Origin of the sequence: Paenibacillus glucanolyticus (genome assembly GCF_037333485.1) — a bacterium.
GTDB classification, from domain to species: Bacteria; Bacillota; Bacilli; order Paenibacillales; family Paenibacillaceae; genus Paenibacillus_AQ; species Paenibacillus_AQ glucanolyticus.
Window position 1 is genome coordinate 217,690 of record NZ_CP147845.1, and the last position, 26,613, is coordinate 244,302.

At 52.5% G+C, this 26,613-nt stretch carries 22 protein-coding genes; 20 read left to right on the forward strand and 2 right to left on the reverse strand.

The features are described from left to right. Positions 1 to 39: 39 nt before the first annotated feature. The 14 genes from WDY75_RS01015 to WDY75_RS01080 all read left to right on the forward strand — a co-directional run bounded on the left by WDY75_RS01015 (position 40) and on the right by WDY75_RS01080 (position 17,636). Positions 40 to 1,641, forward strand: a complete 1,602-nt coding sequence (locus tag WDY75_RS01015; protein ID WP_063478102.1) for a response regulator — start codon at positions 40 to 42, stop codon at positions 1,639 to 1,641. After that, positions 1,638 to 3,380 carry a sensor histidine kinase gene (locus WDY75_RS01020; RefSeq protein WP_063478101.1) on the forward strand — a complete coding sequence of 581 codons (1,743 nt, stop codon included), beginning with the start codon at positions 1,638 to 1,640 and terminating at the stop codon, positions 3,378 to 3,380. The genes WDY75_RS01015 and WDY75_RS01020 overlap by 4 nt, the downstream gene beginning before the upstream one ends. Before the next feature lie 235 nt (positions 3,381 to 3,615). Continuing rightward, positions 3,616 to 5,304, forward strand: a complete 1,689-nt coding sequence (locus WDY75_RS01025) for an ABC transporter substrate-binding protein (RefSeq protein WP_006207116.1) — start codon at positions 3,616 to 3,618, stop codon at positions 5,302 to 5,304. A gap of 142 nt (positions 5,305 to 5,446) precedes the next feature. Continuing rightward, positions 5,447 to 6,487, forward strand: coding sequence for an ABC transporter permease (locus WDY75_RS01030; protein WP_063478100.1), 1,041 nt, complete (start codon positions 5,447 to 5,449; stop codon positions 6,485 to 6,487). A gap of 52 nt (positions 6,488 to 6,539) precedes the next feature. Then, positions 6,540 to 7,475, forward strand: coding sequence for a carbohydrate ABC transporter permease (locus WDY75_RS01035; RefSeq protein ID WP_006207114.1), 936 nt, complete (start codon positions 6,540 to 6,542; stop codon positions 7,473 to 7,475). Positions 7,476 to 7,641: 166 nt separating this feature from the next. Beyond that, positions 7,642 to 8,658, forward strand: coding sequence for an endo-1,4-beta-xylanase (locus WDY75_RS01040; RefSeq protein WP_063478099.1), 1,017 nt, complete (start codon positions 7,642 to 7,644; stop codon positions 8,656 to 8,658). 192 nt (positions 8,659 to 8,850) lie between these two features. Continuing rightward, entirely contained in the window at positions 8,851 to 10,941 is a 2,091-nt protein-coding gene (locus WDY75_RS01045; protein ID WP_063478098.1) for an alpha-glucuronidase family glycosyl hydrolase, read from the forward strand. A 233-nt stretch (positions 10,942 to 11,174) separates the two neighbouring features. Continuing rightward, complete coding sequence (locus WDY75_RS01050) at positions 11,175 to 11,498, forward strand: metal-sensitive transcriptional regulator (RefSeq protein ID WP_006207111.1); 324 nt, start codon at positions 11,175 to 11,177, stop codon at positions 11,496 to 11,498. Between the two features lie 303 nt (positions 11,499 to 11,801). Continuing rightward, positions 11,802 to 12,002, forward strand: coding sequence for a cation transporter (locus WDY75_RS01055; RefSeq protein ID WP_006207110.1), 201 nt, complete (start codon positions 11,802 to 11,804; stop codon positions 12,000 to 12,002). A gap of 36 nt (positions 12,003 to 12,038) precedes the next feature. Beyond that, positions 12,039 to 14,471 carry a heavy metal translocating P-type ATPase gene (locus tag WDY75_RS01060; protein WP_036640225.1) on the forward strand — a complete coding sequence of 811 codons (2,433 nt, stop codon included), beginning with the start codon at positions 12,039 to 12,041 and terminating at the stop codon, positions 14,469 to 14,471. 69 nt (positions 14,472 to 14,540) lie between these two features. After that, positions 14,541 to 15,185 (forward strand): nitrite reductase, encoded by a 645-nt coding sequence (locus tag WDY75_RS01065; protein ID WP_006207107.1) that lies wholly within the window; start codon positions 14,541 to 14,543, stop codon positions 15,183 to 15,185. A 453-nt stretch (positions 15,186 to 15,638) separates the two neighbouring features. After that, a complete protein-coding gene (locus WDY75_RS01070; RefSeq protein ID WP_036640223.1) occupies positions 15,639 to 16,070 on the forward strand; it encodes a MarR family winged helix-turn-helix transcriptional regulator in 432 nt (143 codons plus the stop codon). 20 nt (positions 16,071 to 16,090) lie between these two features. After that, the gene (locus tag WDY75_RS01075; RefSeq protein ID WP_063478097.1) at positions 16,091 to 16,843 is read left to right on the forward strand and encodes an SDR family NAD(P)-dependent oxidoreductase; all 753 of its coding nucleotides are present in this window, start codon (positions 16,091 to 16,093) and stop codon (positions 16,841 to 16,843) included. A gap of 34 nt (positions 16,844 to 16,877) precedes the next feature. After that, a complete protein-coding gene (locus WDY75_RS01080; RefSeq protein ID WP_063478096.1) occupies positions 16,878 to 17,636 on the forward strand; it encodes an SDR family NAD(P)-dependent oxidoreductase in 759 nt (252 codons plus the stop codon). Positions 17,637 to 17,700: 64 nt separating this feature from the next. Here the strand turns inward: WDY75_RS01080 and WDY75_RS01085 are convergent, their stop codons facing one another. Then, positions 17,701 to 18,738, reverse strand: coding sequence for an LLM class flavin-dependent oxidoreductase (locus WDY75_RS01085; RefSeq protein WP_036640216.1), 1,038 nt, complete (start codon positions 18,736 to 18,738; stop codon positions 17,701 to 17,703). Between the two features lie 329 nt (positions 18,739 to 19,067). After that, a complete protein-coding gene (gene serS / locus WDY75_RS01090) occupies positions 19,068 to 20,369 on the reverse strand; it encodes a serine--tRNA ligase (protein WP_063478095.1) in 1,302 nt (433 codons plus the stop codon). Between the two features lie 428 nt (positions 20,370 to 20,797). Between serS and WDY75_RS01095 the strand changes: the two genes are divergently transcribed. The 6 genes from WDY75_RS01095 to WDY75_RS01120 all read left to right on the forward strand — a co-directional run bounded on the left by WDY75_RS01095 (position 20,798) and on the right by WDY75_RS01120 (position 26,609). Continuing rightward, complete coding sequence (locus WDY75_RS01095; RefSeq protein ID WP_006207101.1) at positions 20,798 to 21,781, forward strand: aldo/keto reductase; 984 nt, start codon at positions 20,798 to 20,800, stop codon at positions 21,779 to 21,781. Between the two features lie 200 nt (positions 21,782 to 21,981). Next, on the forward strand, positions 21,982 to 22,737 hold the full coding sequence (locus tag WDY75_RS01100) for a threonine/serine exporter family protein (protein ID WP_036640211.1): 756 nt from the start codon (positions 21,982 to 21,984) through the stop codon (positions 22,735 to 22,737). Between the two features lie 25 nt (positions 22,738 to 22,762). Next, positions 22,763 to 23,218, forward strand: coding sequence for a threonine/serine exporter family protein (locus WDY75_RS01105; protein WP_006207100.1), 456 nt, complete (start codon positions 22,763 to 22,765; stop codon positions 23,216 to 23,218). 360 nt (positions 23,219 to 23,578) lie between these two features. Next, complete coding sequence (locus tag WDY75_RS01110) at positions 23,579 to 25,342, forward strand: LytS/YhcK type 5TM receptor domain-containing protein (protein WP_063478094.1); 1,764 nt, start codon at positions 23,579 to 23,581, stop codon at positions 25,340 to 25,342. After that, a complete protein-coding gene (locus WDY75_RS01115; RefSeq protein ID WP_063478093.1) occupies positions 25,329 to 26,126 on the forward strand; it encodes a LytR/AlgR family response regulator transcription factor in 798 nt (265 codons plus the stop codon). The genes WDY75_RS01110 and WDY75_RS01115 overlap by 14 nt, the downstream gene beginning before the upstream one ends. 183 nt (positions 26,127 to 26,309) lie before the next feature. Next, the gene (locus WDY75_RS01120; protein ID WP_006207097.1) at positions 26,310 to 26,609 is read left to right on the forward strand and encodes a DUF485 domain-containing protein; all 300 of its coding nucleotides are present in this window, start codon (positions 26,310 to 26,312) and stop codon (positions 26,607 to 26,609) included. Positions 26,610 to 26,613: the final 4 nt, after the last annotated feature.

Consider the following 26,613-nt stretch of genomic DNA (forward strand, 5'->3'; position numbering starts at 1 on the left):
TGGTAGGCAGATGGGAACAAAAGGCGAGGGGGACATACCGTGCACTTGAACCGGGCGATATTGGTGGATGACGAGGTGTTTACGCGCAAAGGGCTGCTGAAGCTGATAGATTGGGAAGCCTGCGGCTTTCAAATCGTAGATGAGGCGGATAACGGCGAAGATGCGCTGGAGCTGATTGAACGGCTTCAGCCGGATGTGGTCATTACCGATATCCGCATGCCGGTGCTGGATGGACTTGAGCTGATCAGGCGAGTTGTCACGCAGGATATCGTGAAGCCTTATTTTATTATTGTAAGCGGATACGATGACTTTAACTATGCGCAGCAGGCGGTTCGTTACGGTGTACACGACTTCATTCTGAAGCCGATTGACGAGCTGGAATTCAGTAATGCGCTGGTCCGGCTCAGCGGACGGCTGGAGTCTGACCGCGAGGCACGCTTGCGAGAAGAACGTCTGTTGTCCGGCGCCTTGATGGAGTCGCTGATTATAGGGGAAGCGGATGAGGCGCTGCTGGAGGAATGGGAGCGGCGTCTTGAGCTCTTGCCCGAGGACCGACTGTTCTACGTCTTCGTCGAGCGGAATGACCTACCGCTATCAAAGGACGAGGGTGAAGCGGGCGGAGGCGAGTTCAAGGACCGGGTGGAAGAGGCGCTCCTTGCCGTCACGAATGGAGCTCAGCCCTTCTACTTGCATGAGCATCGCAATCGAATCGGCATCATCGTACCGGGGCGTATTCTGCAATCTTCTCAGGATTGTCAGCGGGAATTCGCCAGACGCATTCAACAATCGCTCATTACTGATAACGATAGGATCTTTGTCTATTTCGGTCAACCGGTTCAGCAGCTGTCCCTTATCCAGAATGCCTATGAAACGGCCAAAGAAGCCTTGTTATACAAGTACGTCTATGATGAGAGCGGCATCGTAATCCATGAGGAAGCCGCTCTGCATGCGCTGCAATATATCGGTCTGGAGGAGAGCCTCTACGAGCTGCTGCTGGAGCAGATCGAAGAGCTGCATTTCGCCAAGCTGGAGGAGACGATCACATTATTGTTTCAATCCTTCCAGGCGAAGCTGTATGCGCCTGAAGCCGTGAAGATGGCGATCAACCAATGCGTACTGGGCGTGGTGCGGGTGCTTAGCAGCATGGAGGGGGATCAGAGCCGGCTGTCCAGCCTGGAGCCGATGACCGAGTGGCATGACCGCAATCTGTCGCTGCGTGAGCTGAAGCGTCTGTTTACCGATTTTGCAGTTGAGAGCGCAAACTATATTTCACATCTTCGCAAGGAGCAGCACAAGGGCGGAATTCAGAAGATCCGGAATTATATTGAGGCTAACTTTCATGAGAATATCAGTCTGAAGAGCATCGCGGGAAAGTTCTATATGAACCCGGTCTATCTGGGACAGCTGTTTAAAAAAGCATACGGCGTGTACTTTAATGATTTCCTGCTGCAGCTGCGCGTAAATGAAGCCAAGCGATTGCTGCGCCAGACGGACCTGCGCATCTATGAGGTGGCCGAACGCGTAGGCTTCGGCAACCCGGACTATTTTGTCACGCAATTCGAGAAGATTGAGCGGATGACGCCAAGTGAATATCGGAGCCGCTTGATGAAGGAGGCAGCGTCCGAAGGGACGAATCGATGAAGCCAAGCTTAAACAATGTCCGCCTGCGGGACAAGATGCTGCTGATGTATTTCCTGGCTGTTTTTTTGCCGATTCTGATCACCAACCTGATCTTCTATAATGTGACATCCGGCAGCGTGAGGGAGCAGCGGATCCAGGATATAACCGTAGCGCTTGAGCAGATGAAGAACGAATTCCGCCGAGAAGTCGAGGATGCCCTGGAGATCTCCTCGGTCTTCTATACGGATGTTCAATTGAACGAGATCGTGGAGACGGGGTACGACCACCCCGCCGATTATATTGAGGCTTATGACAGCTATCTTCGCCGCATTTTGAATTCGGGTAGCGCCGTATACAACTCAGTCAGCGAAATTACGGTATATGTGGACAATCCGACCCTGCTGTATTCCGGGGGCATCAATTACATCGATGACCAGGTGAAGGAAGAGGCCTGGTACAAATTGATCGCGGGCAAGAACGTGACTCAACCGATCGTGATGCGCACGGGTGGAAACGGCCAATTGGACAGCTTCAGCATCATCCGGAGCATGAATTATTTCAACTCCCAGAATGACTATACCAAGTATCTCAAGATTGATATGCGGATGCCCTCGATCCGGCAGATTATGAGCAATCTGAACGTGCAGGGCAAGGTGTACCTGCTAAGCGGCGCCGGAAATATTGAATACACCACAGATTCGAACGTCAACGTCATGCAGGGCTCCGTGCCGTACAGCAGCATCGAGCATGAGGACAAGTTTCTGGAGTTTCGTACCGACAGCTTCACAACCAACAATCTGAACTCCTGGACGATGGTGGCGGTGACGCCTGAGGATGTGGTGCTGCGGGATGTCCAGCAATCCCTGCGGTTTGTCATTGTGCTGACCTGCTTGAACTTTCTGCTCCCCACCCTGGTGATCGTCTGGATTAGCCGTTCCCTAAGCGTGCGGCTGGTACGCATACTCAAGCATATGAAGAAGGTTAAGAACCAGAATTATGACACGATTGAAGAAGCGGAGGCGCGCGACGAGATCGGCCAGCTGACGGGTGAATTCAACCGGATGACGCTGCAGCTCGAAAGCTTGATCAATGACGTATACGTGGCGGATATCCAGAAGAAAAATTTGGAGCTGCAGCGAAGGCACGCGCAATTGAATGCACTGCAGAGCCAGATTAACCCGCATTTCCTCTTTAACGCCTTGGAGACCATCCGCATGCGGAGCCTGATGAAGGATGAGGATGAGACGGCAAGAATCATTCATAACATGGCCAAGATTTTCCGTAATTCATTAGTTTGGAAAAAAGATATGGTGACGCTCAAGGAAGAGGTGGAGTTTATCCACTGTTTCCTTGAAATCCAGAGATACCGGTTTGGGGACAAGATTGATTATACGGTCCACGCACCCGCAGAAGAGGGTCACCTGCAATTACCCAAAATGGCGATTGTTACCTTCGTGGAGAATGCCAGCATTCACGGCATTGAGCCGCTGAAGCACGGGGGACGCATTGAAGTGCATATCGTACGCGAGGGTCGATCGCTCATCTGTACCATTCAGGATAACGGGGCCGGCATGTCCGCGGAGCAGGTCGAACGCATCTGCCGTTATCTCGATACCGAGGATGAGATGGGGGAGCGGATCGGCATTCAGAATGTGATCTACCGATTGAAGCTGTACTACGGAAGCCGGTTCCGGTTTGAAATCGACAGCTCGCCGGGACAAGGCACTCGGGTCCAGCTGTCCATTCCCATCGAACAATAACGGCGGCAAATCCTGCTTGGCATTCCGGTTTGGAATGACCAGAAGCAGGATTTGTTTGTTGCAGGGAGAAACCTGCCCTGCATGATGCCCGTACAGCCTTTTTTTTCTGCCGCTGGACACAGTTCTATAGTTTTCTAAGTATCACCTAAAGATTGACGGGTGAAAATCGCTCAAGGGCTCTCTTATAATGAAAGTGCTTACAATTAAACAAGACCGAAAGGGGTAGGTCAAGAGCATGAATAAGAAATTTTGGATGAGCTGTCTGACCGTAGTCATGATGGTATCTCTTCTGGCAGCTTGCGGCGGAAAAGACAATCAAACCGCGGACAACACGCCGGCGGCTGGTGGCGAAGGCGAGAAGAAGGAAGAGAAGGTCACCTTCACGTATTTCAACGCAGCAGCAGGCAAGGACAAAAATACGAACGAAACCACCATCGGTAAGATCTTCGAAGATCAAACTGGCGTGAACTTTAAGATGGAGCATCTGGTAGGGGATGAGAACACGAAGGTGGGGACCTTCATCGCCAGCAACGATTATCCGGATGTCATCGTACCGGGGAACTCGATTGACAAGCTGGTTGGCGCGGGCGCCTTTATCCCCTTGAATGATCTGATTGATAAGTATGGACCTAACATCAAGCGTGTATACGAGCCGTATTACAACCTGATGAAAGCCGAGGATGGCAACATCTACTTCCTGCCGCTGAGCGCGGTGGTAGGAGAGTACACGTCTGCTCCAAACATTGAGCAGGGTGCATTCTGGATTCAACGACGTGTTCTGAAGGAAGCGGGTTACCCGAAGATCAAGACCTTCGATGAATACCTGGGCCTGATTCGCGACTACGTGAAGAAGCATCCGGAGGAAGGCTTGACCGGGTACCTGGCACTGACAACACAGGATAAATTTTTTGCACTGACCAATGCCCCGATGCACTTGGCCGGATATCCGAACGATGGCGGGATCATCATCGACATGGAGACCCACGTAGCGAACGATTATGCGGACGATGACATTACGAAGCGCTACCTGCAGGAGCTGAACAAGCTCAATACAGAGGGGTTGTTTGATAAATCCTCTTTCGTGGACAACTATGATCAATACCTTGCCAAACTGACTTCCGGTAAGGTGCTCGGCTTCTTCGACTATCGATGGCAGGTAGGCCAATCGATGAATAACCTGCGCGAAACAGCCAACGCATCGGGTAACGACGATCTCGAATATATGGCGCTGCCGATCGTCTACGATGAGAATATCAAGGACCAGTATCTCGATCCGCCATCCTTTGTTAACAACCGCGGCGTAGGAATCTCCGTCAGTGCGAAGGATCCAGAGCGTATTGTGAAATATTTCAACAACCTGCTTACGGACGAGAACCAGGTTCTGTCGAACTGGGGCATCAAGGACGAGACGTATTCCGTTGATGAGAACGGCCGCTTCTACCGTACGGAAGAGCAGATCACACAGACGAATACGGAAGCCTTCCGCGAGTCGTTCGGCTTCAAGTACTTTGAATACAACTGGCCTCGTTACGGCAATGGCTCCACGCTTCCTGACGGTAATTCCGTCGGTGCAGGACGCCAGCCTGAGGTTGCCAAAATGTCTTATTCCGAACCGGATAAGAAGCTGCTTGAAGCCTATGACATCGATTCCTTCTCGCAATTGTTTGCGGCGCCTGATGATCGTCCATGGTACCCGGCTTGGAGCATTCCGATTGATCAGGGCTCACCGGCACAAATCTTCACTCAGAAGAAAAGCGATTTGCAGCGTAAATACTTCCCGAAACTGGTGCTTGCAAACCCTGCGGAGTTTGACCGTATCTGGAATGAATACGTGGGCGAGTTCAGCAAGCTGGATGTGAAGGGATATGAGGATCTGATCACCGAGGAAGTCGCCAAGAAAATCGCAAATGCCCAAGGACAATAATAGATGAAGGAGAGGCGAAGGGGGCGGACCACTCGGTAGACTTGAGTATCCGTCCCTCCTCTTCTATACAACAAGCTCGGCGCTGAGAAGTTGCCTGCTTCGAACTTAACGGTAAGGGCTTGGATAGGAAGGAGAAGAAACCGTGGATAAAGCGAACCCGATTGGACCTGCAGAGACGAAGGCGTTGCGAGAAACGCCGGCGGAATCGAAAGGTTTCTTCAATAAACAACGGAAAAACGATACTGGTTTAAATACCAGGCCGCCATCAGGTGAAAAAAGCTTCTTTCAAAAGCTGCTGCAGCAGAAGGCGCTCGTCTTCATGTCGATTCCTTTTTTGCTCTGGCTGTTTATCTTTAAATACCTGCCACTATGGGGCTGGACGATAGCGTTTCAGGATTTTAAACCTGCGAAGAAAATCTTTGATCAGGAATGGGTAGGTTTGAAGCATTTTACCTTCCTGTTTCAGGATGAGCATTTCCTTCGGGTCATGCGCAATACACTCGCCATGAGTTTTATTAACCTAGTGCTCGGGTTTGTTACCGCCATTGTGCTGGCGATTCTGCTCAATGAATTGCGTAATCTGATGTTTAAACGGGTCGTGCAGACGATCAGCTATTTGCCCCATTTCATCTCATGGGTGGTGGCGGCGAGCATTATCTCGACGGCTCTGTCCTCGGACGGCGGAATCATCAATGAGCTGCTGCTGTGGCTCGGTCTCATCAAGGAACCGATTCTTTGGCTTGGAGAAGGAGAATATTTCTGGGGAATACTCGGTGTTTCGGAAGTATGGAAGAATGTCGGCTGGAACACCATCATATATTTGGCAGCCATGACGATGATCGATCCCTCGCAGTATGAGGCGGCGGAAATCGACGGCGCCGGACGTTTTCAACGGATTTGGAACATAACCCTGCCGGGTCTGAAGCCGGTATTTATTATCCTGTTGATCATGAATATCGGTAACTTGCTCGAATCCGGTTTTGAACCGCAATACTTGCTTGGTAACGGCATGAACGTGGATTATTCCGAGAACCTGGATATCTTCGTGCTGAAATATGGTATTCAGATGGGGAACTTCTCGCTCTCGATCGCTGCAGGCATGTTCAAGACGGTGGTCAGCTTCATACTCTTGTTCACGGCTAATCATATCGCGAAGAGACTGGGCGAGGAACGATTGTTCTAAGCGTAAGCTTACGAGGACCGTTTTCCTTCAGAACACTTACAGGAGGATTCATATGGCGAAGACATCAGATTCACCACGAGCTCATGCCCGGTTCAAGTCTCCCGCGGACCGGATATTCGATACTTTGAACATTGTATTCATGATCTGCCTAATGGTGGTTACGTTGTACCCGTTCCTGAATACACTCGCAGTATCCTTCAACAATGCGACGGATTCGGTGAAAGGCGGCATTTATCTATGGCCTCGGGACTTCACATGGGAGAATTACAAATATGTGTTTAACGAAGCAACCATCTTTCAAGCTACCTTCATATCCGTGCTTCGTACGGTGATCGGTACGATCACCTCCGTATTCTGCTGCGCCATGGTTGCGTATACGATCAGCCGTCCGGAATACGTACTGCGCAAGTTCGTATCCATTGCTTTTATCTTGACCATGTATTTCAGCGGCGGTTTAATTCCGAACTTCCTGCTGATTCGCGAATTGGGCATGCTGGGCACCTTCTCGGTGTACATCATTCCGGGCCTGATCGGCGTGTTTAACGTGATCGTCATTCGCTCCTTTATCGAAGGGCTGCCCGAAGGGATTCTGGAATCGGCACGCATTGACGGCGCCGGTGAATTCACGACCTTTATGCGGATCGTGCTCCCGCTATGCGTACCCGTTCTTGCGACGGTATCGCTGTTCACGGCGGTATCGCAGTGGAACTCCTGGTTTGACGTATTCCTCTACAACTCTTCCTATACGGAACTGAGCACACTGCAGTACGAGCTGATGAAAATACTCCAGAACTCGAATTCCTCGATGAACTCGGGCAATGATTACGCAAGCCAGTTCGCAAGCTCGGAAAGCGGAGCGAATCAGGTCACGCCGACATCCATTCGGGCCACGATGACCATTGTGGCAAGTGTGCCGATCATCCTGGTGTATCCGTTCCTGCAAAAATACTTTGTGCAGGGGATGACCTTGGGCGGGGTAAAAGGTTAAGCTGCGGGAGCCGCTAAAGCTGTGCACCGTGCGCACTGCTTCCTGTGCGCACGGTACGTGGCCCGATGCATGCCTTGGATGACTGTCGACCAACCGGGATGCAGGTGGCATCACGATCATAAACCATCAATCTTGTTATTATCTCTAATTCAAGGAGGGACTGAATGTGACCAACCATCATCGTAGTGAACCAAAGCTGAAGGAAATGTTCGCGGATGACTTTCTCATTGGAGCGGCCGTAAACCCGCTGACGATCGAAATGCAGGAGGAATTGCTATCCTATCATTTCAACAGCATTACGGCGGAAAATGAAATGAAGTTTGTCAGTGTGCATCCCGCGGAGGATACGTATACGTTCGAGGATGCGGATAAACTCGCTGCCTTCGCCCGCAAGCATGGAATGAAGATGCGAGGCCATACGCTGGTATGGCATAACCAAACGACCGACTGGCTGTTCCAGGACAAGAATGGGAACTTGGTGGATAAAGCGACGCTGTACGAACGGTTGAAGTCGCATACCGATACGGTCGTGAAGCGATACAAGGATGATATTTATGCCTGGGATGTCGTGAACGAGGTGATCGCGGATGAAGGAGAAGAGCTCCTTCGTCCATCCAAATGGCTGGAAATCGCGGGTCCGGAGTTTATCTCCAAGGCGTTCCAGTTTGCGCATGAAGCAGATCCGTCGGCTGTATTGTTCTATAACGATTACAATGAGTCCCATCCGAACAAGCGGGATAAAATCTACACGCTGGTCAAGTCCTTGCTGGATCAGGGAACCCCTATCCATGGCGTAGGATTGCAGGCACACTGGAATCTGTACGATCCTGGCCTTGACGATATCCGCGCAGCGATTGAGAAGTATGCATCGCTCGGTCTGCAGCTTCAGCTGACGGAGCTCGATGTTTCGATGTTCCGGTTCGACGACACCAGAAAGGATCTGACCGAGGCGCCGGAGGAGCTTCTGGAGGCTCAAGCCAAGCGGTATGACGAGATGTTTGGCATTCTGAAGGAGTATCGGGATCATATTACGTCCGTTACCTTCTGGGGTGCAGCCGACGATTACACCTGGTTGGACAACTTCCCGGTGCGGGGGCGCAAGAACTGGCCATTCCTGTTCGATGAGCTTCATCAACCGAAGCGTGCGTTTCACCGCTTGGTGGAGCGTATGGTCAAGTCGTAATTGCTTTTACAAGGATTCCTACATTCAAATTAATTACCATAGCTAATATATGAAGCGGCTGAGGCTGCCATCAGCTTGTCGTGCCGGTCCTTGTGGCCGGCATCTGTATTTTACTGCCTCAGGGCAGCAGGAACTAGTGGAGTGAGAAGCTGGGAAATCATTGGCCTTGCCCAAACGAAGGGGGAACTTACGTTGAACAGCACTTTATATAAAGCGTGGCTGCAATATGCGCCCATCGAGGATCGGGAGCTTGCTGCCGCCTACAGCAGGCAACTCGGCACCATTGTTGTGGATCAGCAGCAGTCCCGAGTTGCGAACGCGGCTGTCCAGGAACTGAAGCATGCGTGTCAATCCATGCTTGGCATCGTACCGAATATCACCTCGGAAGCCTTGAACTCCTCCCATCTGGAGGTTCGTATTCATGTGGGGGCAGCGGCAGCAGCCGAAGGAGCCGCAGAAGGGATAACCGAGGCTATGGATAGGGGCCGGGCTGATACACAGCTGGATCCGGAGGGCTTCACGCTGGTACATTCAGGCCAAGGGCAGCAGGAGAAGCTTGTCCTGATCGGGGGATCCGGCAAAGGTATATTATACGGGGTGTTTCATTTGCTGCGGTTGCTGGCCTCCCATCAACCGCTAACCGGTTTGAAGGTGGCTGATCAGCCTGTGAATCGTCTGCGGATGATTAATCAATGGGATAACGTCGACGGCACCGTTGAACGCGGATATTCGGGTCAGTCGATTTTTTACGAGAACGGGCGGTTTACCGACAATCTGGAGCGAGTGAGGGACTACGCCCGATTGCTGGCTTCGGTAGGCATGAATGCAATCTCCATTAATAATGTCAACGTGCATGAGATCGAGACGCGATTCATTACGGCCGAATATTTGCCAACGGTTGCGAAGGTGGCTGATATTTTCAGAGAATACGGGATTACACTGTATCTTAGCATCAACTTTGCGGCTCCGCTCCACATAGGGGGCGTATCCACCTCCGATCCGCTAAATGAAGAGGTTCGGCAGTGGTGGAAGGATGCGGCGGATGAAATCTACGATCATATCCCGGATTTTGGAGGCTTCCTGGTCAAGGCGGACTCCGAGCATCGGCCGGGTCCATTCGCTTATGGCCGGGACCATGCCGACGGCGCCAATATGCTCGCCGAAGCGCTGGAGCCGCACGGCGGACTCGTGATTTGGCGCTGCTTCGTATATAACTGCATGCAGGATTGGCGCGACCGCAGCACGGACCGTGCACGTGCGGCCTATGATCATTTTACCCCGCTGGATGGACGGTTTAAGGACAATGTGCTGCTGCAGATTAAGAACGGGCCAATGGACTTTCAAGTACGAGAGCCGGTATCGCCGCTGTTCGGCAGCATGAAAGAGACCAATCAGGTGCTGGAGTTCCAGGTTGCCCAGGAATATACCGGCCAGCAGCGTCATGTGTGTTATCTGGTGCCGCAGTGGAAAGAGGTGCTGGATTTTGATACCTATGCGGATGGGGCCGGGTCTGAGGTGAAGAAGATAACAAACGGCTCGCTGCATGGCATGAAATATAGCGGGATTGCTGCGGTGTCCAACATCGGGAATGATGAGAACTGGACGGGCCATACGTTGGCACAAGCGAATCTGTACGGCTTCGGACGGCTGATCTGGAATCCTGAATTATCCTCGGAGGGGATTGCAGAAGAGTGGACGAGGTTAACCTTCGGCAATGACGAGTCAGTTGTAAAAACGGTGTGCCGCATGCTCATGCAGTCGTGGCCGATCTATGAGAGTTATACGTCACCGCTCGGCGTGGGCTGGATGATTACACCGCATACGCATTATGGTCCGGATGTAGATGGCTATGAATATTCCCGGTGGGGTACGTATCACTTCGCGGATCGGGACGGCATGGGGGTGGACCGCACGATGGCGACGGGTACAGGCTACACTGCTCAGTACTTCGAACCAAATGCCGCTCTGTATGATTCACTGGAGGACTGCCCGGACGAGCTGCTGTTGTTCTTCCATCATGTCCCGTATTCCCATATGCTGAAATCCGGCAAAACCGTGATTCAGCACATATATGATACTCACTTCGAGGGAGCCGAGGCTGCCGCTGGACTGCTTGACGCCTGGACCTCGCTAGAAGGCAAAGTCGATCCGGAGCGTTTCGCTCAAGTGGCACAGCGGCTGGCCGATCAGGCTGAGCACGCCAAGCATTGGCGGGATGTAATCAATACGTACTTCTACCGCAAATCAGGCGTACCGGATGACTCGGGACGGATCATATATTAATTCGGGCGAAAATATAGGGGGGTGCCCCATCAGATATTCCATCTGATGGGGCACCCTTTGGTTATAGCGATCCACAGAACCATTCATGTATCGATTCAACGAAATCTCATCCGTTCGGATAACCTCATTCCATAAGCTGGGCTTTATAGGGTGGGGGGCTATATGATATACTAGGTTCAGGATAGATTAGATTCAAGATGAAGGAACGGGATTTAAAGGAGGGGGAAATGGGCATGACAACTGAGAACCATGTACATGATGCTTGTGCTGTAACCAGCGAGCGGAAGAGCCATCATTCCGATAAAACGAAAAGCAACCTCATCAGCCGGTTGAACCGGATCGAAGGGCAGATTCGCGGTGTGAAGGGCTTAATTGAGAAGGATACGTACTGTGACGATGTATTAAACCAGATTTCCTCGATCCAGTCGGCATTAAACGGTGTCAGCAAATTACTGCTGGAACATCATATGAAGAGCTGCGTCGTGGAGCGCCTTCAGGAAGGCGACGATGAGGTTATTACCGAGCTGTTAACAACGATGAATAAGCTGATGAAGTAACGGGGATGGGACTCTCAGCTGGAGAAGATCCGGTTGAAGTGAATAATGTATGGAGCTGCCACCTTCCGAAGGTGGCAGTATGTGTTTAGTCAAAGTGATGAATTCCGCACGGTTATGCGATGTATCCATGAGTATTGGAATTATTTTATAAAAAATCGATAATAACTGGTTGACTAAATATAGGGTAGGGGGGTATACTAACTACAAGAAATAGAAATTACAAGTAAAGTTCAGCGGGAGGTCGAGTCGAGCTTCCTGGATGATTCATCAACAATAAAACCAAACCTAAAGGAGAGATACAGAATGGAACAGGTAACCATGAAAGTAGAAGGCATGTCCTGCATGCATTGCGTGAATTCAATTGAAGGGGCACTGAAGCAGCAGAACATCGAGGGCCATGTAGACCTGAAGGCGGGCACCGTTTCCGTCAAATATGATGAAGCTAAGTTCAATCTGGAAGAAATCAAAGAGATCATTGAAGAACAAGGGTACAACGTAGTTTGACCAAATGGCACGAGGATGAAGAGGGGTGAGGAGAAGATGGAAGCAGGAGCAACAATGGAGCCGAAGAAAACGTCGCTGCAGTTAACGGGCATGACATGTGCCGCCTGTGCGAATCGGATCGAGAAGGGCTTAAGCAAAATGGAAGGTGTGCAGGAAGCCAATGTGAACTTTGCGCTGGAGAAGGCATCCGTGACTTTTGACCCGAAGGTGGTTACTGTCCAGCAGATGGAAGAGAAAATCGAGAAGCTGGGGTACGGAACAGCCAAGGAAACGGTTGATTTGCAGCTGATCGGCATGTACTGCGCGGCTTGCGCGGCGAAAATCGAGAAGGTTGTAAGCCGGATGCCGGGAGTCAGCGAAGCGAACGTTAACTTTGCCATGGAGACCGCCCGGGTGGAGTACAATCCTGCCGAGGTTAGCCTTGGCGATATCCAGCAGCGGGTCGAGAAGCTGGGATATCAAGCCGTATCGAAACGGGAGACGCTGGATCAGGAAGGTCACCGCAAGGAGGCCATCACCAAGCAGAAACGGAAGCTGCTCATATCGGCCATTCTGTCTCTGCCATTGCTATGGGCCATGGTGAGCCATTTTTCCTTCACCTCGTGGATCTGGATGCCGGATCTGTTCATGAACCCTTGGTTCCAGTTGGCCCTGGCAACGCCCGTACAATTCTATATCGGAAAACAGTTCTACGTGGGGGCTTACAAAGCGCTCCGCAACAAAAGCGCCAATATGGACGTTCTCGTTGCACTCGGCACCTCAGCCGCTTACTTCTACAGCCTTTATCTAACGATCGATTGGGCAGCGGCCGGAGCGAGCGTACACCATGGGCCCGAGATGTATTATGAAACGAGTGCGGTTCTAATCACATTGGTGATTATGGGCAAGCTGTTCGAATCTATGGCGAAAGGCCGTACCTCAGAAGCCATCAAAACGCTGATGGGTCTTCAGGCCAAGACAGCCCTGGTCGTTCGTGGCGGACAGGAGATCACCATTCCGATTGAACAGGTGATGGCGGGAGATCTCGTATTGGTGAAACCGGGCGAGAAAATTCCGGTGGACGGGAAAGTAGTGGAAGGCACGTCGGCGGTGGATGAATCCATGCTGACCGGTGAAAGTATTCCTGTTGAGAAAAAAGCGGGCGATGCTGTCATCGGTGCCACCATGAACAAGAATGGACGCTTGACACTTGAAGCGACCAAAGTGGGCAAAGAGACAGCTCTCGCCCAAATTATCAAGGTGGTGGAGGAAGCACAGGGCTCCAAAGCCCCGATTCAGCGGGTGGCGGACGTCATCTCGGGGATTTTCGTTCCCATTGTGGTTGGAATTGCGGTGGTTGCCTTCCTCGTGTGGTTCTTCTGGGTAACACCGGGTAACTTCGCCCATGCGTTAGAGATTGCCATCGCCATACTGGTCATTGCTTGTCCATGTGCGCTGGGTTTGGCTACGCCAACCTCGATTATGGCCGGATCAGGCCGCGCGGCAGAGCTGGGCGTGCTGTTTAAAGGCGGGGAGCATCTGGAATCCACGCATAAAATCGACACGATCATTCTGGACAAAACAGGCACGGTCACCAAGGGTAAACCCGAGTTGACGGATGTTGAAGTGAACGACATTGACGAGGAGCTGTTCCTGCGTCTGGTTGGATCTGCGGAGAAGAGCTCCGAGCATCCGCTGGCTGAAGCGATTGTTGCCGGAATTGAGGCAAGAGGGACACAGCTCCCGGCTGTCGAGCATTTTGAAGCCGTTCCGGGCTATGGCATCCGTGCCAACGTGGAAGGACACGAGGTGCTTGTCGGTACACGTAAGCTGATGGCACAGCATAACGTGGCAATCGACTCGGTTCTGGCCCGAATGTCGGAGCTGGAGACCGAGGGCAAGACGGCTATGCTTACCGCGGTAGATGGCCGATATGCCGGTCTGGTGGCCGTGGCGGATACCATTAAAGAGACGTCCCGGGCAGCCGTAGCCAGACTGAAGCAAATGGGCATTGAAGTGATCATGATTACCGGTGACAACGAACGCACGGCTCAAGCCATTGCGAAGCAGGTGGGCATTGACCATGTTCTTGCTGAAGTGCTGCCGGAAGGTAAAGCGGACGAAGTGAAGAAGCTCCAGCAGCAGGGCAAGAAGGTCGCCATGGTTGGCGACGGCATTAATGATGCGCCGGCACTTGCCGTTGCCGATATCGGCATGGCTATCGGGACAGGTACGGATGTGGCGATGGAAGCCGCGGACGTTACGCTGATGAAGGGTGATCTGAACAGCATTCCGGATGCCATCTATATGAGCCGCAAAACGATGAGCAACATTCGTCAGAACCTGTTCTGGGCGCTCGGTTATAACTCGCTTGGCATTCCGATTGCCGCCATCGGTCTTCTGGCACCTTGGGTGGCCGGGGCCGCCATGGCACTCAGCTCCGTATCGGTTGTGCTGAACGCTCTTCGTCTGCAGCGCATGAAGGTGTAACGGCAACGGATGAAGGATATTCGTAGAGCAAGGAAAAGATACTATGGTGACTTGATGGGAGTGTAGACATTGGCATCGCAAAAGTTTGCCGTAACCCCCGGCTTTGAAGTGGGCGGGACGCTGTTCCGCCCGCAGCAGCTGGCGGTACTGGGCTCCATCGTAGGTGAGGATGCCCGCATAGAGATGACAACCTTTAAGCAGCTGTACGTGGAGATGGATGAAGAGCGGGCGGAGGAGGCGAAGGCGAAGCTGGTGGCCGCAGGCCTTCAAGTTCATCCTGCCGGTTTTGTCTCCAAGAGCCTGATTACCTGTAATTTTTGCCGGGGAGCAGAGGATTCGGGCCTGGATGTTGCAGCTATGCTGGATGAAGTTATATCCGATCATCCGGTACCCAATCCCCTGAAAATCGGGTACGCCGGCTGTGCACTGGGAACGAGCGAGCCCCTGCTTAAAGATATTGCCGTCATCAAGATGAGGGATGCCTTTGATCTCTATGTTGGCGGAGAGCCAAGAGGGTTGAAGGCTGCTCTGGCGAAGCCGCTGCACACGGATTTGAAGGCTGAGCAGCTGGCGCCGATCATCTTGAAGCTGATAACCATTTATCAGGAGAACGGGAAGAAGAAAGAGAAGTTCTCGCGGTTTGTGGACCGCATGACACTCGATTACCTGCAGGAAGCAACGCTTCACGAGCGGATGGATACCGCTGCTGGATAATCGACCGGATCAGAGTAGGCATCACCTTAGGGTGGTGCCTTTTTTGGTGCAGGATGAGGTCAACCAGAAACATAATGCTATGCTGAAAGATAGTGCTGATCAGAGACATAACGCCAAGTCGAAACATAACAGAGAGTAGATAGCCTCCGCAAGAGCCGCCTAACACCTTACGGGATACTCCGAAATGGGGATGGATATACTTTACAAAAGCACCGGGAGGTGCTTTTTTTATCTATCAGAACCTGAATCTGAATCGAAATACAGCAATTGAAATCATGGAAATAACAACCAAAACGGGCATTTTATCGCGGTTGACGAGCTATGTGAAAGGGTATACAATTTAATTGTTAAAAGATTTTAACTATTTAAATTTGTAATATATAACGATGACGGACTTCGTCAGCACCGAGGAGATGAATACTGATACTGGATAAGCGGGAACAACTATCGAACATGATGGCTCGTCAGATGATGACACTTGTGGCGAACTATGCCAAGATCTTGGACAACGATTTGACAGCTCCTCAGTACTTCGTGCTCCAGACCTTGGCTTACGAGGGGCAGCAGACCAGCTCGTATTTTGCCAATGCTTTGAATGTTACACTCTCTGCTGTGACCAATTTAAGCAATAAGCTGGTCAGCAAAGGTTACATTGAGCGAGTGGCTTCAAGCACGGACAGGCGTCAGGTCTATCTTAAGATTACGGAGCAGGGCCGTGAAGTGGAGGCCCGAATGATTGCGAAGTACCGTGAATTGAACGAAGGTTTATGGTCGGATTTCTCGGATCAGGAGATGGATGTGCTGATCGCCTCGTACGAGAAGATGATTGAGCATTTGCAGCTTAAGATCAGTCAATCCAAGGCGGAAGACGGGTCCAATGACTAACAATTTCAGGAGGTATTCCTATGGGAAGATTAGATAATAAAGTAGCGGTGATTACGGGTGCAGCAGGCGGTATGGGTAAAGCTGACGCTCTTTTATTTGCGCAAGAGGGAGCCAAGGTGGCCATCACGGATCTTCAGGAAGACAAGATCAAAGACGTGGTTGCCGAGATTGAAGCGCTTGGCGGCGAAGCCATCGGATTGAAGCACAACGTGGCTTCCGAAGAAGACTGGGTTCGCGTCGTGGACGAGACGATGAAGAAGTTTGGCAAGATCGATATCCTGGTCAACAATGCCGGTATCTCCAATGCTACGCCGTTCATGGATTTGACGGTGGAAGGCTGGGAGAAAACAATGACCATTAATGTGACGAGCATTTTCCTTGGCCAAAAATATGTCATCCCGCACATGATCGAAGCCGGCGGCGGTTCCATCGTCAACATCTCCTCCATTGCCGGTCTGACCGGCGGCAGCGGCGCAGGTCCCTACACGGCGAGTAAAGGCGCTGTACGTATGCTGACCAAAGCTACGGCTGTTGACTACGCGAAGCACAACATCCGCTGCAACTCGATTCACCCCGGATTTATTGAGACTCCAATGACCGTTGATATGTTCAAGGATGAACAGATGACGCAGTGGTTCCAATCCCAGACTCCGCTTCCACGCCTGGGCAAAGCGGAAGACATCGCGCGCGGTGTATTGTTCCTGGCTTCAGACGAATCTTCTTACATCACCGGTGTTGAGCTGCCGATTGACGGCGGATATTACGCGAAGTAAATCACTATAGATTTCAACAGGGGAGTGTTGATACATGTCCGATAACCAAACAATTGCTGTCATCACGGGTGCAGCCAGCGGAATCGGTAGAGCCAGCAGCTTGAAATTGGCAGAGAATGGCGCAACGGTTGTGCTGGTCGATTTCAACAAGGAAGCCGGTGAAGAAACGCTGCGCATGATTAAGGAGCGGGGCGGGGACGGCATTTTCGTGCAAGCCGATGTGACCAAGACCGAGGATGTTCAGAACTATGTGAACAAGGCGGTTGAAAGCTACGGCAGAATTGACTTCTTCTTCAACAATGCAGGGATCGTGCAGAAGTTCTCGATGCTGGACGATATTGACGAGAACGAGTTTGACCGTCAAATGTCCGTGAATGTAAAGGGCTGCTTCCTCGGCATGAAGTATGTCCTGAAAGTGATGAAGGAGCAGGGCAGCGGGCATATTGTCAATACCGCTTCGACAGCGGGTATTCGCAGTGAGCATAGTGCTGCCGCTTATTCGGCAAGCAAGCATGCGGTGATCGGCTTGACGAAGGCCGCAGCACTGGAATACGTCAAGATGGGCATTCGCGTGAACGCGATCTGTCCAGGCGGCGTTCAGACGCCGCTTACCGCAGCGGTGGCCAAGTCCTTCACGGAAGGCGGGTACGTGCCGGAAGAGATTGGCAACATGCGGATGGGCCGTCCGGCTGAGGCGGATGAAATTGCCGACGTGGTAGCTTTCCTGGCTTCCCAGGGCTCCAGTTATATGACAGGATCCCTGGTGACCATTGATGGCGGGCTGACGCTATAAAAAAAGAGAAAGACCAGTTAAGCGCCGGGTTCCGGGCTTAACTGGTCTTTTTGGATAAGGGCTGTTATTTGATGCCGACGGCATCCGCCAGCAGCTCATAAGAGTGCAGACGCGCCTTATGATCATAGATCGCGGCGGCAACAATGATCTCGTCCGCGTTTGTTGTTTGCTGGAACTGCTCCAGCTGCGCACGGACGGTGGCCGGGCTGCCGATCGCGGAGAAGCTGAGCTGGCGCTTCACAATGGCCTGCTCCTGCAGGTTCCACAGATCATCCATGCTGTCTACCGGCGGACTCAGCTGGCCGGTGCGGCCCCGGATGATATTCAGGAACTGCTGGTACGGCGATGTGGCAAGGCGCTGCGCTTCCTCATCCGTGTCCGCACAGATCACGTTCACGCCGATCATGGCGTACGGCTTGCTTAGCTCGGAAGAAGGCCGGAAGCTGCTGCGGTACAAATCCAGCGCAGGCATCAGATAATCCGGGGCGAAATGGCTCGCAAATGAGAATGGAAGCCCCAGCTGTCCTGCCAGCTGGGCACTGAATCCGCTGGAGCCGAGCAGCCAGATCGGAACATGCAAGCCTTCACCGGGAATCGCCCGAATGCGCATGGACGAGCCGGAGGTGGGCTGGAAGTAATTTCGGAGCTCGCCGAGACGGTCAGGGAAATCCTGGCCATCACTGCCGGGTCCGCGGCGGAGTGCCCGGGAGGTTAGCTGATCCGATCCCGGCGCACGGCCAAGACCGAGGTCGATCCGGCCCGGGTAGAGCGACTCCAGTGTACCGAATTGCTCGGCAATGACAAGCGGTGCATGGTTGGGCAGCATAATTCCGCCGGATCCCACGCGAATGGTGTTGGTGCCTCCAGCGACATGCCCAATGACCACGGATGTGGCAGAGCTGGCAATCCCGGGCATGTTGTGATGTTCGGCAAGCCAGTAACGGTTGTAACCCCATTTCTCGGCATGCTGGGCAAGATCAAGCGTATTCCGCAGCGAATGTGCAGCGGTGCTGCCCGCTGTAATCGGTGCGAGATCCAGAATGGATAGAGGGATATCGCGGAGCGCTTTGGGCGCTGTATGATCAAGATGTGGTTCTGTCATATTGGTATGACCTCCTTATGCGTACGTAGTGCACGGTGAGTGAAATTATATAGATAACCGATAATGGTACATTAACAGTTGGAGATGGTATCTCTATATAACCCATATTATATACCTACTTAATCGATATGAAAAATAAGTATGTAATTACTCTTATATAATATATGCTTATTCACCTGATCTAAGTATCGTTTAAAAAGGATTCTGTGGATGCATAATAACGAAAACTCCGGCTGGCGTTTCATCTGCACGACCAATAGCCCAAAAAACAACGCGACCCTGCAGCGGCCGCGTTGTTGAATGTTCAGATAGGGTGGAGCTTGTTGTAATCAGTCTGTCTCGCTTGGCGGCGTAATTCGCTCCATTCCGTTCAGGTAGGGTCTCAGCGCTTGCGGGATCAGAATCGAACCGTCCTCCTGCTGGTGATTCTCCAGCAGCGGGATCAGAATCCGGGGCGACGCCACAGCCGTATTGTTCAGTGTATGGCAGTAACGCAGCTTGCCTTCCGCATCCCGGTAGCGGATGTTCGAACGGCGCGCCTGAAAGTCCAGCAGGTCCGACGACGAGTGGGTCTCTCCATAAGCTGCGCGGCTTGGCATCCAGGTCTCGATGTCGTATTGTTTGTACGTCTTCTGCGACATATCGCCGGTACAGACGGCAACGACCCGGTACGGCAGCTCGAGCATCTGAAGCAGTTCCTCGGCATTCGCCGTGATTTCCTGAAGAAGCTGCTCCGAGGTTTCCTCACTCGCTTCGCAGAGAACCACTTGTTCCACCTTGGCGAACTGATGAACACGGTACAGACCATGGACATCCCGGCCACCCGAGCCAACCTCGCTTCGGAAGCATAGCGATGCAGCAGCCAGACGGATCGGCTGCGTGACGTCAACGATTTCCCCGCTGTAAAACGATACTAAGGGGACTTCCGAGGTGCCAACGAGCCACTTGTCTTCCTCAGCTATGTGAAAGGCCTGATCCTGACCCAGCGGGAAGAAGGCCGTATTCTGCATAGCCTCCGTCCGTACGGTCAATGGTACATCCATGAGGGTAAAGCCTCTGGTTGTCAGCATATCAACCGCAAGCTGCTGAACGGCCCGGTGCAGCATCGCCCCGATGCCGGTCAGGTAATAGCTGCGCGTGCCGGCGGTTTTGACGCCGCGGGGAATATCGATCAATCGGTGCAGCTCACCAAGTGTTACGTGATCCCTGTATTCAAACTCAAACTCGGGTGGCTGGCCTACGCGTTTAACTTCGACATTGTCTTGATCCGAAGCGCCTACAGGCGTATCCGGCGAAACGATATTCGGTACAAGTATGAGCAGCTCGTTGTAAGCAGCGTCAACCTCCCGGTGCAGCCCTTCCTGTATATCCAGCTCTGTATTGATAGCCTTGACCTGCTGCTTCAGAAGCTCTGCCTCTTCACGCTGCCCCTGCTTCATGTGGTTGCTAATATCGAGCGACATCGTATTGCGCTTCTGCCGCAATCCCTCCACGGCAAGCAGCAGGGCTCGCCGCTGTTCATCCAGCTCGACCAGTTCGGCAACCGACAGGGCGATGCCCTTCTGGTCAGCTACACGCTGCAATTGCTCCTGATTTTCTGCACTTTCCCGGACCCATTTCATGTCTAACATGATCACCGCGCTCCTTTTCTGTGGAAAAAATAAAAAAGCGTCCTAGTCCATATGGGACGAGGGACGCTTATGCGCTCGCGGTGCCACCCAAATTGATTGAACAGTAACCTGCCGCGAAAGCACGCCGGTCCTGGTTCAATCCACTTTGATTCCGCGGTAACGGGCGGTGCCGGTTAACTTAGGGGGATGGTTGATCAATTAAGGATCAATTCCCCTTGACGAGAACGCCTCAGAGTTGGAAGCTCTTCATTGGCCTGATGTTCATATTGTTGTTCAGTATACCGCATGAGCCGTCTTTTATACAAGGGGCAGCAGGTTTTTTCTGTTGTTGAATGTTAAACTCGGTATTGAATGAAAGCGATTTAACGTTTAGTCTATTAGTGTAGTGCAAACTAGTATGGCAGTTGGATGAGGAGGCTATGGAGTCTATGAATTACAGACAATTAGGCAATACGGAACTTCACATTAGCGAGATCAGCTTCGGCACATGGGCCATCGGCGGCTCATGGGGGCAAACCAATGATGAGGAAGCTTTGAAGGGACTGGATCGCGCCATTGGGGAAGGCGTGAACTTTTTTGATACAGCCGACGTGTACGGCGATGGACATGCAGAGGATTTACTCGCAATCGCAACCAAAGGCAAAGAAGATTCGGTGCATATTGCCACCAAGTTTTGCCGTGCTGGAGATATTCATGATCTTCAGACCTATTCCGAGGCGTCGATTCGCCGCTATTGTGAGAACAGCTTGAAGCGGCTCAAGCGGGAGCGGATTGACCTCTATCAGGTTCACTGTCCTCCCTTCGAGGTGCTGAAGGACGGACGGGTGTTTGAGACGCTGGACAAGCTGCAGGCTGAAGGAAAAATCCGCCATTACGGTGTAAGTGTGGAGACGGTGGAGGAAGGACTCTACTGCCTTGGGGTTCCCGGGGTGAGGTCCTTGCAGGTCATCTTCAATTTGTTCCGCCAAAAACCCCTGGCAGAGCTCCTTCCGAAGGCAAAAGCGTCCGGTGTGGGCATTCTGGTGCGCCTTCCGCTGGCCAGCGGCCTGTTAACCGGGAAGTTCACGGAGACAACCGTCTTCCATGAAGGGGATCACCGGAATTTCAACGCCAACGGCGAGCAGTTCAATGTGGGCGAGACCTTTGCCGGACTTCGTTTTGAAAAAGGGGTTGAGCTCGCCAGAGAGCTCGCCTGGATCGCTGAGGGCAGAGGCGACATGGCTCGTGCATCCATGCGCTGGATTCTGGATTGCCCTGAAGTCACCGCCGTGATTCCTGGTTTCCGAAACGTCCGCCAAATCGAGGACAATCTCGGAACCCTGGATGTGCCTTCGTTTACGATGGAGGAGAAGGAACGACTGTCCCGATTCTATCGGGAGCAGGTGACGGAGCATATCCGCGGCGCTTACTAAGCACGATTTTCTTGAGGTAGAATAATAGAGAAGCCTCCCGATCATTCGGGGGGCTTTTGCTTGGGATGACGGCCTCCGGGAGAGCAAAACAACGGTTACAGCGCTGCTTTAAAGCGTATCCTATGCTTTATCATGGCAATGATACTATAATATAGGCAAGTATTCGGATTCGGAATGAGTTCATCAGGAGGATTGTCGTTTTGAATGATTTGTTGAAGCGGGAGCATGACATCATCAAGGTTTGTCTGTTAGCAGGCAAAATCATGCTGCAGAGCGGGGCCGAGACTTATCGTGTCGAGGACACGATGATGCGGATCGCCGCGGCTTATGGCGTGGAGAACAGCCACAGTTATATGACCCCGACCGGGATTATTTTCTCGGTGGAGGAGCCTCAGCACATTACCCGGCTGATTCGGATCTCGGATCGGACAACCAATCTGTACAAGATCGATCAAGTCAACAGCGTTTCCCGGAGGGTAAGCATCGGAGAGCTGACGATTGAAGAGGCCCGAACGGCTCTGGAGAAAATCGAGCATGAGCCGGCAATCTATCCAACGTGGCTGCTTATCCTTCTCTCAGCGGTGGCCAGCGGCTGCTTCCTCATCATGTTTCGCGGGATCTGGCCGGACTTCATCCCGGCGGCCATCGCGGGCGGACTCGGCTTCTCCTGCTTTGTATTTATGCACCGGGTCATACCGGTGCGATTTTTTGCCGAGTTCTCGGGAGCGCTATTGATAGGGATTGCATCGGTATGGATGGTCAGATACGGATTCGGTCATCAGCTGGATATGATCATTATCAGCTCCGTGATGCCGCTTGTCCCGGGCCTGCTGATCACCAATGCCATTCGCGACCTCATGGCCGGGCACCTGATCTCCGGTCTGTCCAAAGGGGCGGAGGCCTTTGTCACGTCCTTTGCCATCGGCGCGGGGATTGCATTTACTTTGTCATTCTAAAGGGATGGAGTGGAGGAACAGGATTATGGCAGCCTTTTACATACAGCAGCTCATCACGAGTTTTATTGCTTCGGCCGCATTCGGGATGATGTTCAATGCACCCAAAAAAGCACTACTGCAGTGCGGATTTGCCGGAATGGTGGGCTGGCTGCTCTACATCATGCTGCAGGACATGATGGTTCAGCCGGTGACGGCCACCGTTGTGGCGGCTTTTTGCGTCACGATGATCAGTCATTTTTTTGCGAAAAAGTACAAGACCCCCATTATCGTGTTCAGTGTGTCGGGAATCATTCCGCTCGTCCCGGGCGGTGTCGCCTATAATGCGCTTCGCCATGTGGCGCAGAATCAATTCGATCAAGCCGTTCAGCTGGGGGCCCAGGCGTTCATGATCTCAGGCGCCATTGCGCTCGGTCTGCTGCTCTCTGAGGTCATCAACCAGGTCATCCGGAAATGGTCGATATCCCGGTCCATATCCCGGTAGAAGCAGGTGCAGCGCATTTCAATCCGAACGCAAGGCGCAAGCTCTTGGCAGACGCTGCAGCATCAGGAAGAGGCAGCCTTACCTGTCTTGAGATGAAACCATGAACCAGCCGTATTTACGCGTTGCCGCGGGATACGGTTGTTTTGGTGCTTGCGAAGATAAGGATCTTTTTGCATCTTTATTTACATAAGTTTCATGTTATTCCTTTTTATTGTCCTATCGCTCGCGGTGCTATATAATCTTCTTGCATCCAATGAAACCGTATTCAAATCAAACCTTTGTGTAACTATACTGCATTGCATTGATTGTAAGCGGACTGCAGATGAAGGGACCAATAGTCCATCGGGAAGAGGGTTATCTATGCAGGAGCTGACTCTGCATCTGTTCGAACGGATGGGCATGCTGCTCATCCTGACTTTCATACTGACGAGAATTCCGTTATTCCGCCAGCTGCTGGATCGGAAGGAGATGTCCGGCAAGCGGATGTTCACGTATTCATGCTTGTTTGGACTCTTCGGCATCCTTGGAACGTATGCAGGCGTGGTCGTGGAGAATGGCGAGTCCAGCTCCTCCTTCTGGCTGATGCGGCTGACAGAGAATCAGGCCTTGGCCCATTCCGCTTTGGTTGGCGTGGTCATCGGCGGGCTGATCGGCGGACCGCGCGTCGGAATCGGGGGCGGACTTCTGGCGGGAGCCCATCTGCTGTACATTGGCGGATATACCGGGCTGGCCGGTGTCATCGCGGTGCCGCTGACGGGAGCCTTGGCAGGAGGCGTGGCGCGATTTTTCTCGCAGGAACGGGTCGTCTCCCCCGCCAAAGCCTTATTCGTTGGGATGTTTGCACCGATCCTCCTTATGGGGGTTATCCTGATCTCTGCAACGGAGCCGGACCGGGCGATTGAGCTGGTTAATCTGATCGGTCTTCCAATGGTGCTGACAAACAGCATCTCCATTGCCATCTTTACGACCATGCTGCGGGTTGCGCTCGCCGAGGAGGAGCGGGCAGCGGCCTATGAGACGGAGAAGGCATTCCACATCGCCGAAGCCGCGCTTCCGCATCTGAAGCAGGGGCTGACGTACCGGACGGCGCAGGCCGTGGCAGCGCTGCTGCTGCGGGAGCTGAAGACCACAGCGGTAGCCATAACCGACACAGAGCGATACCTGGCCCATGCCGGGGCCGCCAGCCGTACCATCGATCCGGGAGAAGAGATCCGGTCAAGCCTGACGAAGAACGTCATCTTAACCGGCACACTTCAGATCGTGGATAATGCGGAAGATATTCAGCCCCGCCATCCGTCACTTGGCGCCGCCATCCTGGTTCCGATCATCGAGGGGAGCCAAGTCGTGGGCGTCATTCAGTTCTACTTCAAGCGGCCGCAGGATATCCGCCGTGTGGAGCTGGTTATGGCCCAGGGTCTGGGACAGCTGATCTCCTACCAGCTCGGTGCCACATCCCATGAGAAGATGGGCCATTTAATGAAAGAAGCGGAGCTGAAGCTTCTTCAGGCCCAGATCAACCCCCACTTTTTGTTCAATACGTTAAATGCGATCCATTCGCTGATTCGCACCGATCCGCATCTGGCAAGACATGCCACGATGCAGCTCGGAGCATTCATGCGCCTGAACGTAAAGGTTATGGCTTCACGCAGAACGACCATACGTGAGGAGATGGAGCTGTTGAATGCGTATTTGGATATTATTCAGATCCGGTTCGAGGACCAATTTACGTTTGAGTGCCAGTTGGATCCGGCGCTTGAAGAGCTTCTGATTCCGCCTGCCACGCTGCAAATGCTGGTGGAGAACAGCATCAAGCACGGCTTGCGTGACAAGGCAAGCGGCGGCATCATTCAGCTGACGCTGAGGCAGGTCGATGATATGGCGGTCATTCAATTGAAGGACAACGGGGTCGGTATCTCACCCGAGGTTCTGGATCGTCTCGGTGAACAGCCTGTCATCGGCAGCGAGGGTACCGGAATCGGCATCTACAACATTAATCAGCGTTTAATCAGCATGTTCGGCAAGGAAGCCAGACTGAGGGTGGAGAATCTGGCAGAGGGCGGCTGCGGCATAACTTTCAGCTTCCCCTGCATATCGGAAGGGAGTCGGTACCGTGAAGCGAATTAAAACGATCATTGCGGAGGACGAACGATTGGCAAGGGAGGAGCTGGCTTATCTGCTCGAACAAGAGCCTGATATCGAGCTGCTTCCTCATGCCGTGAACGGCAGAGAGCTGCTGGAGCTCGTTCCGTTGTGGCAGCCGAATGTCGTCTTTCTCGACGTTCATATGCCAGAGCTGGAAGGACTGCAGGCGGCACGAATGCTAAAGGCATCGCCTGCTTCACCCTTGATTGTGTTTACGACGGCTTATGATGAATATGCTGTCGAGGCGTTTGGTCTGGATGCGATTGACTATTTATTGAAGCCATACAGCCATATGCGGTTGAAGGAAACGCTGCAGCGAATCCGTAACCGGCTTCTGGAGGGGCACGCTTCCCCCCGCCCGGAGGACAGCGCCTCCACTCCTCAGCGGGCCTCCAATTCCCAGGCAGACGCAACTGCCCGAAGCATGCGCGGCAAGCTGCTGTTCGATGATGGAGACAAGCATGTGCTGGTTGATCCCGAGGGGATCCTGTACGCGGTGCGCGAGGAACGGGTCATTCGCATTTTGACAACGGAAGGCCAGCGGATCACGAGCAAGAGCACGCTTCAGGAGCTGGAGGAGAGGCTTGAGGGTTATTCATTCTTCCGTCCTCATCGCAGCTATTTGGTTAACGTGAACCGGATTGCAGAGTTATCGCCTTGGCAGAATGGGGCTTACAATATTGTGATGAAGGATGAGCAGCGGACGATGATTCCATTGTCGAGGGAGGCAGCCAAGGATTTGTTCCGTTTGCTAAGAGAAGCATAGCCTACGTGCGCAAGAAGGGTATTGTCCCCTGTTCAGGCGGCATATCCGCCTTTTCACGCTTCATATCGGGCGTTTCGCGCAGGAGCCGTAGTCGGCTGCGGACCTCCCGTATATAATCATTCTAAAGCGCTTTCAAGTGTTGGAGCCGCAATAGAATCTGGATCATTAATGGAGGGAAAGGCAATGGAGGAAAAAAGCTATACCGAAGTATGGCATTCTGAAAAATTCAAAACGCTGCTCTCCCGCAAGAAACGGTTCATTATTCCCATGACCGTCTTTTTTCTTCTGTTTTACTTTGCGCTGCCGATCCTCACTTCGTATACTGAAGTGTTGAATCATCCTGCTATAGGACCGATTACGTGGGCATGGGTGTTTGCCTTCGCGCAATTCATTATGACGTGGGTGCTGTGCATATTATATTCCCGCAAGGCAGCCCAATTCGACCGAATGGTAGACGATATCAAAAAGGATATGGGGGCGTAATCGA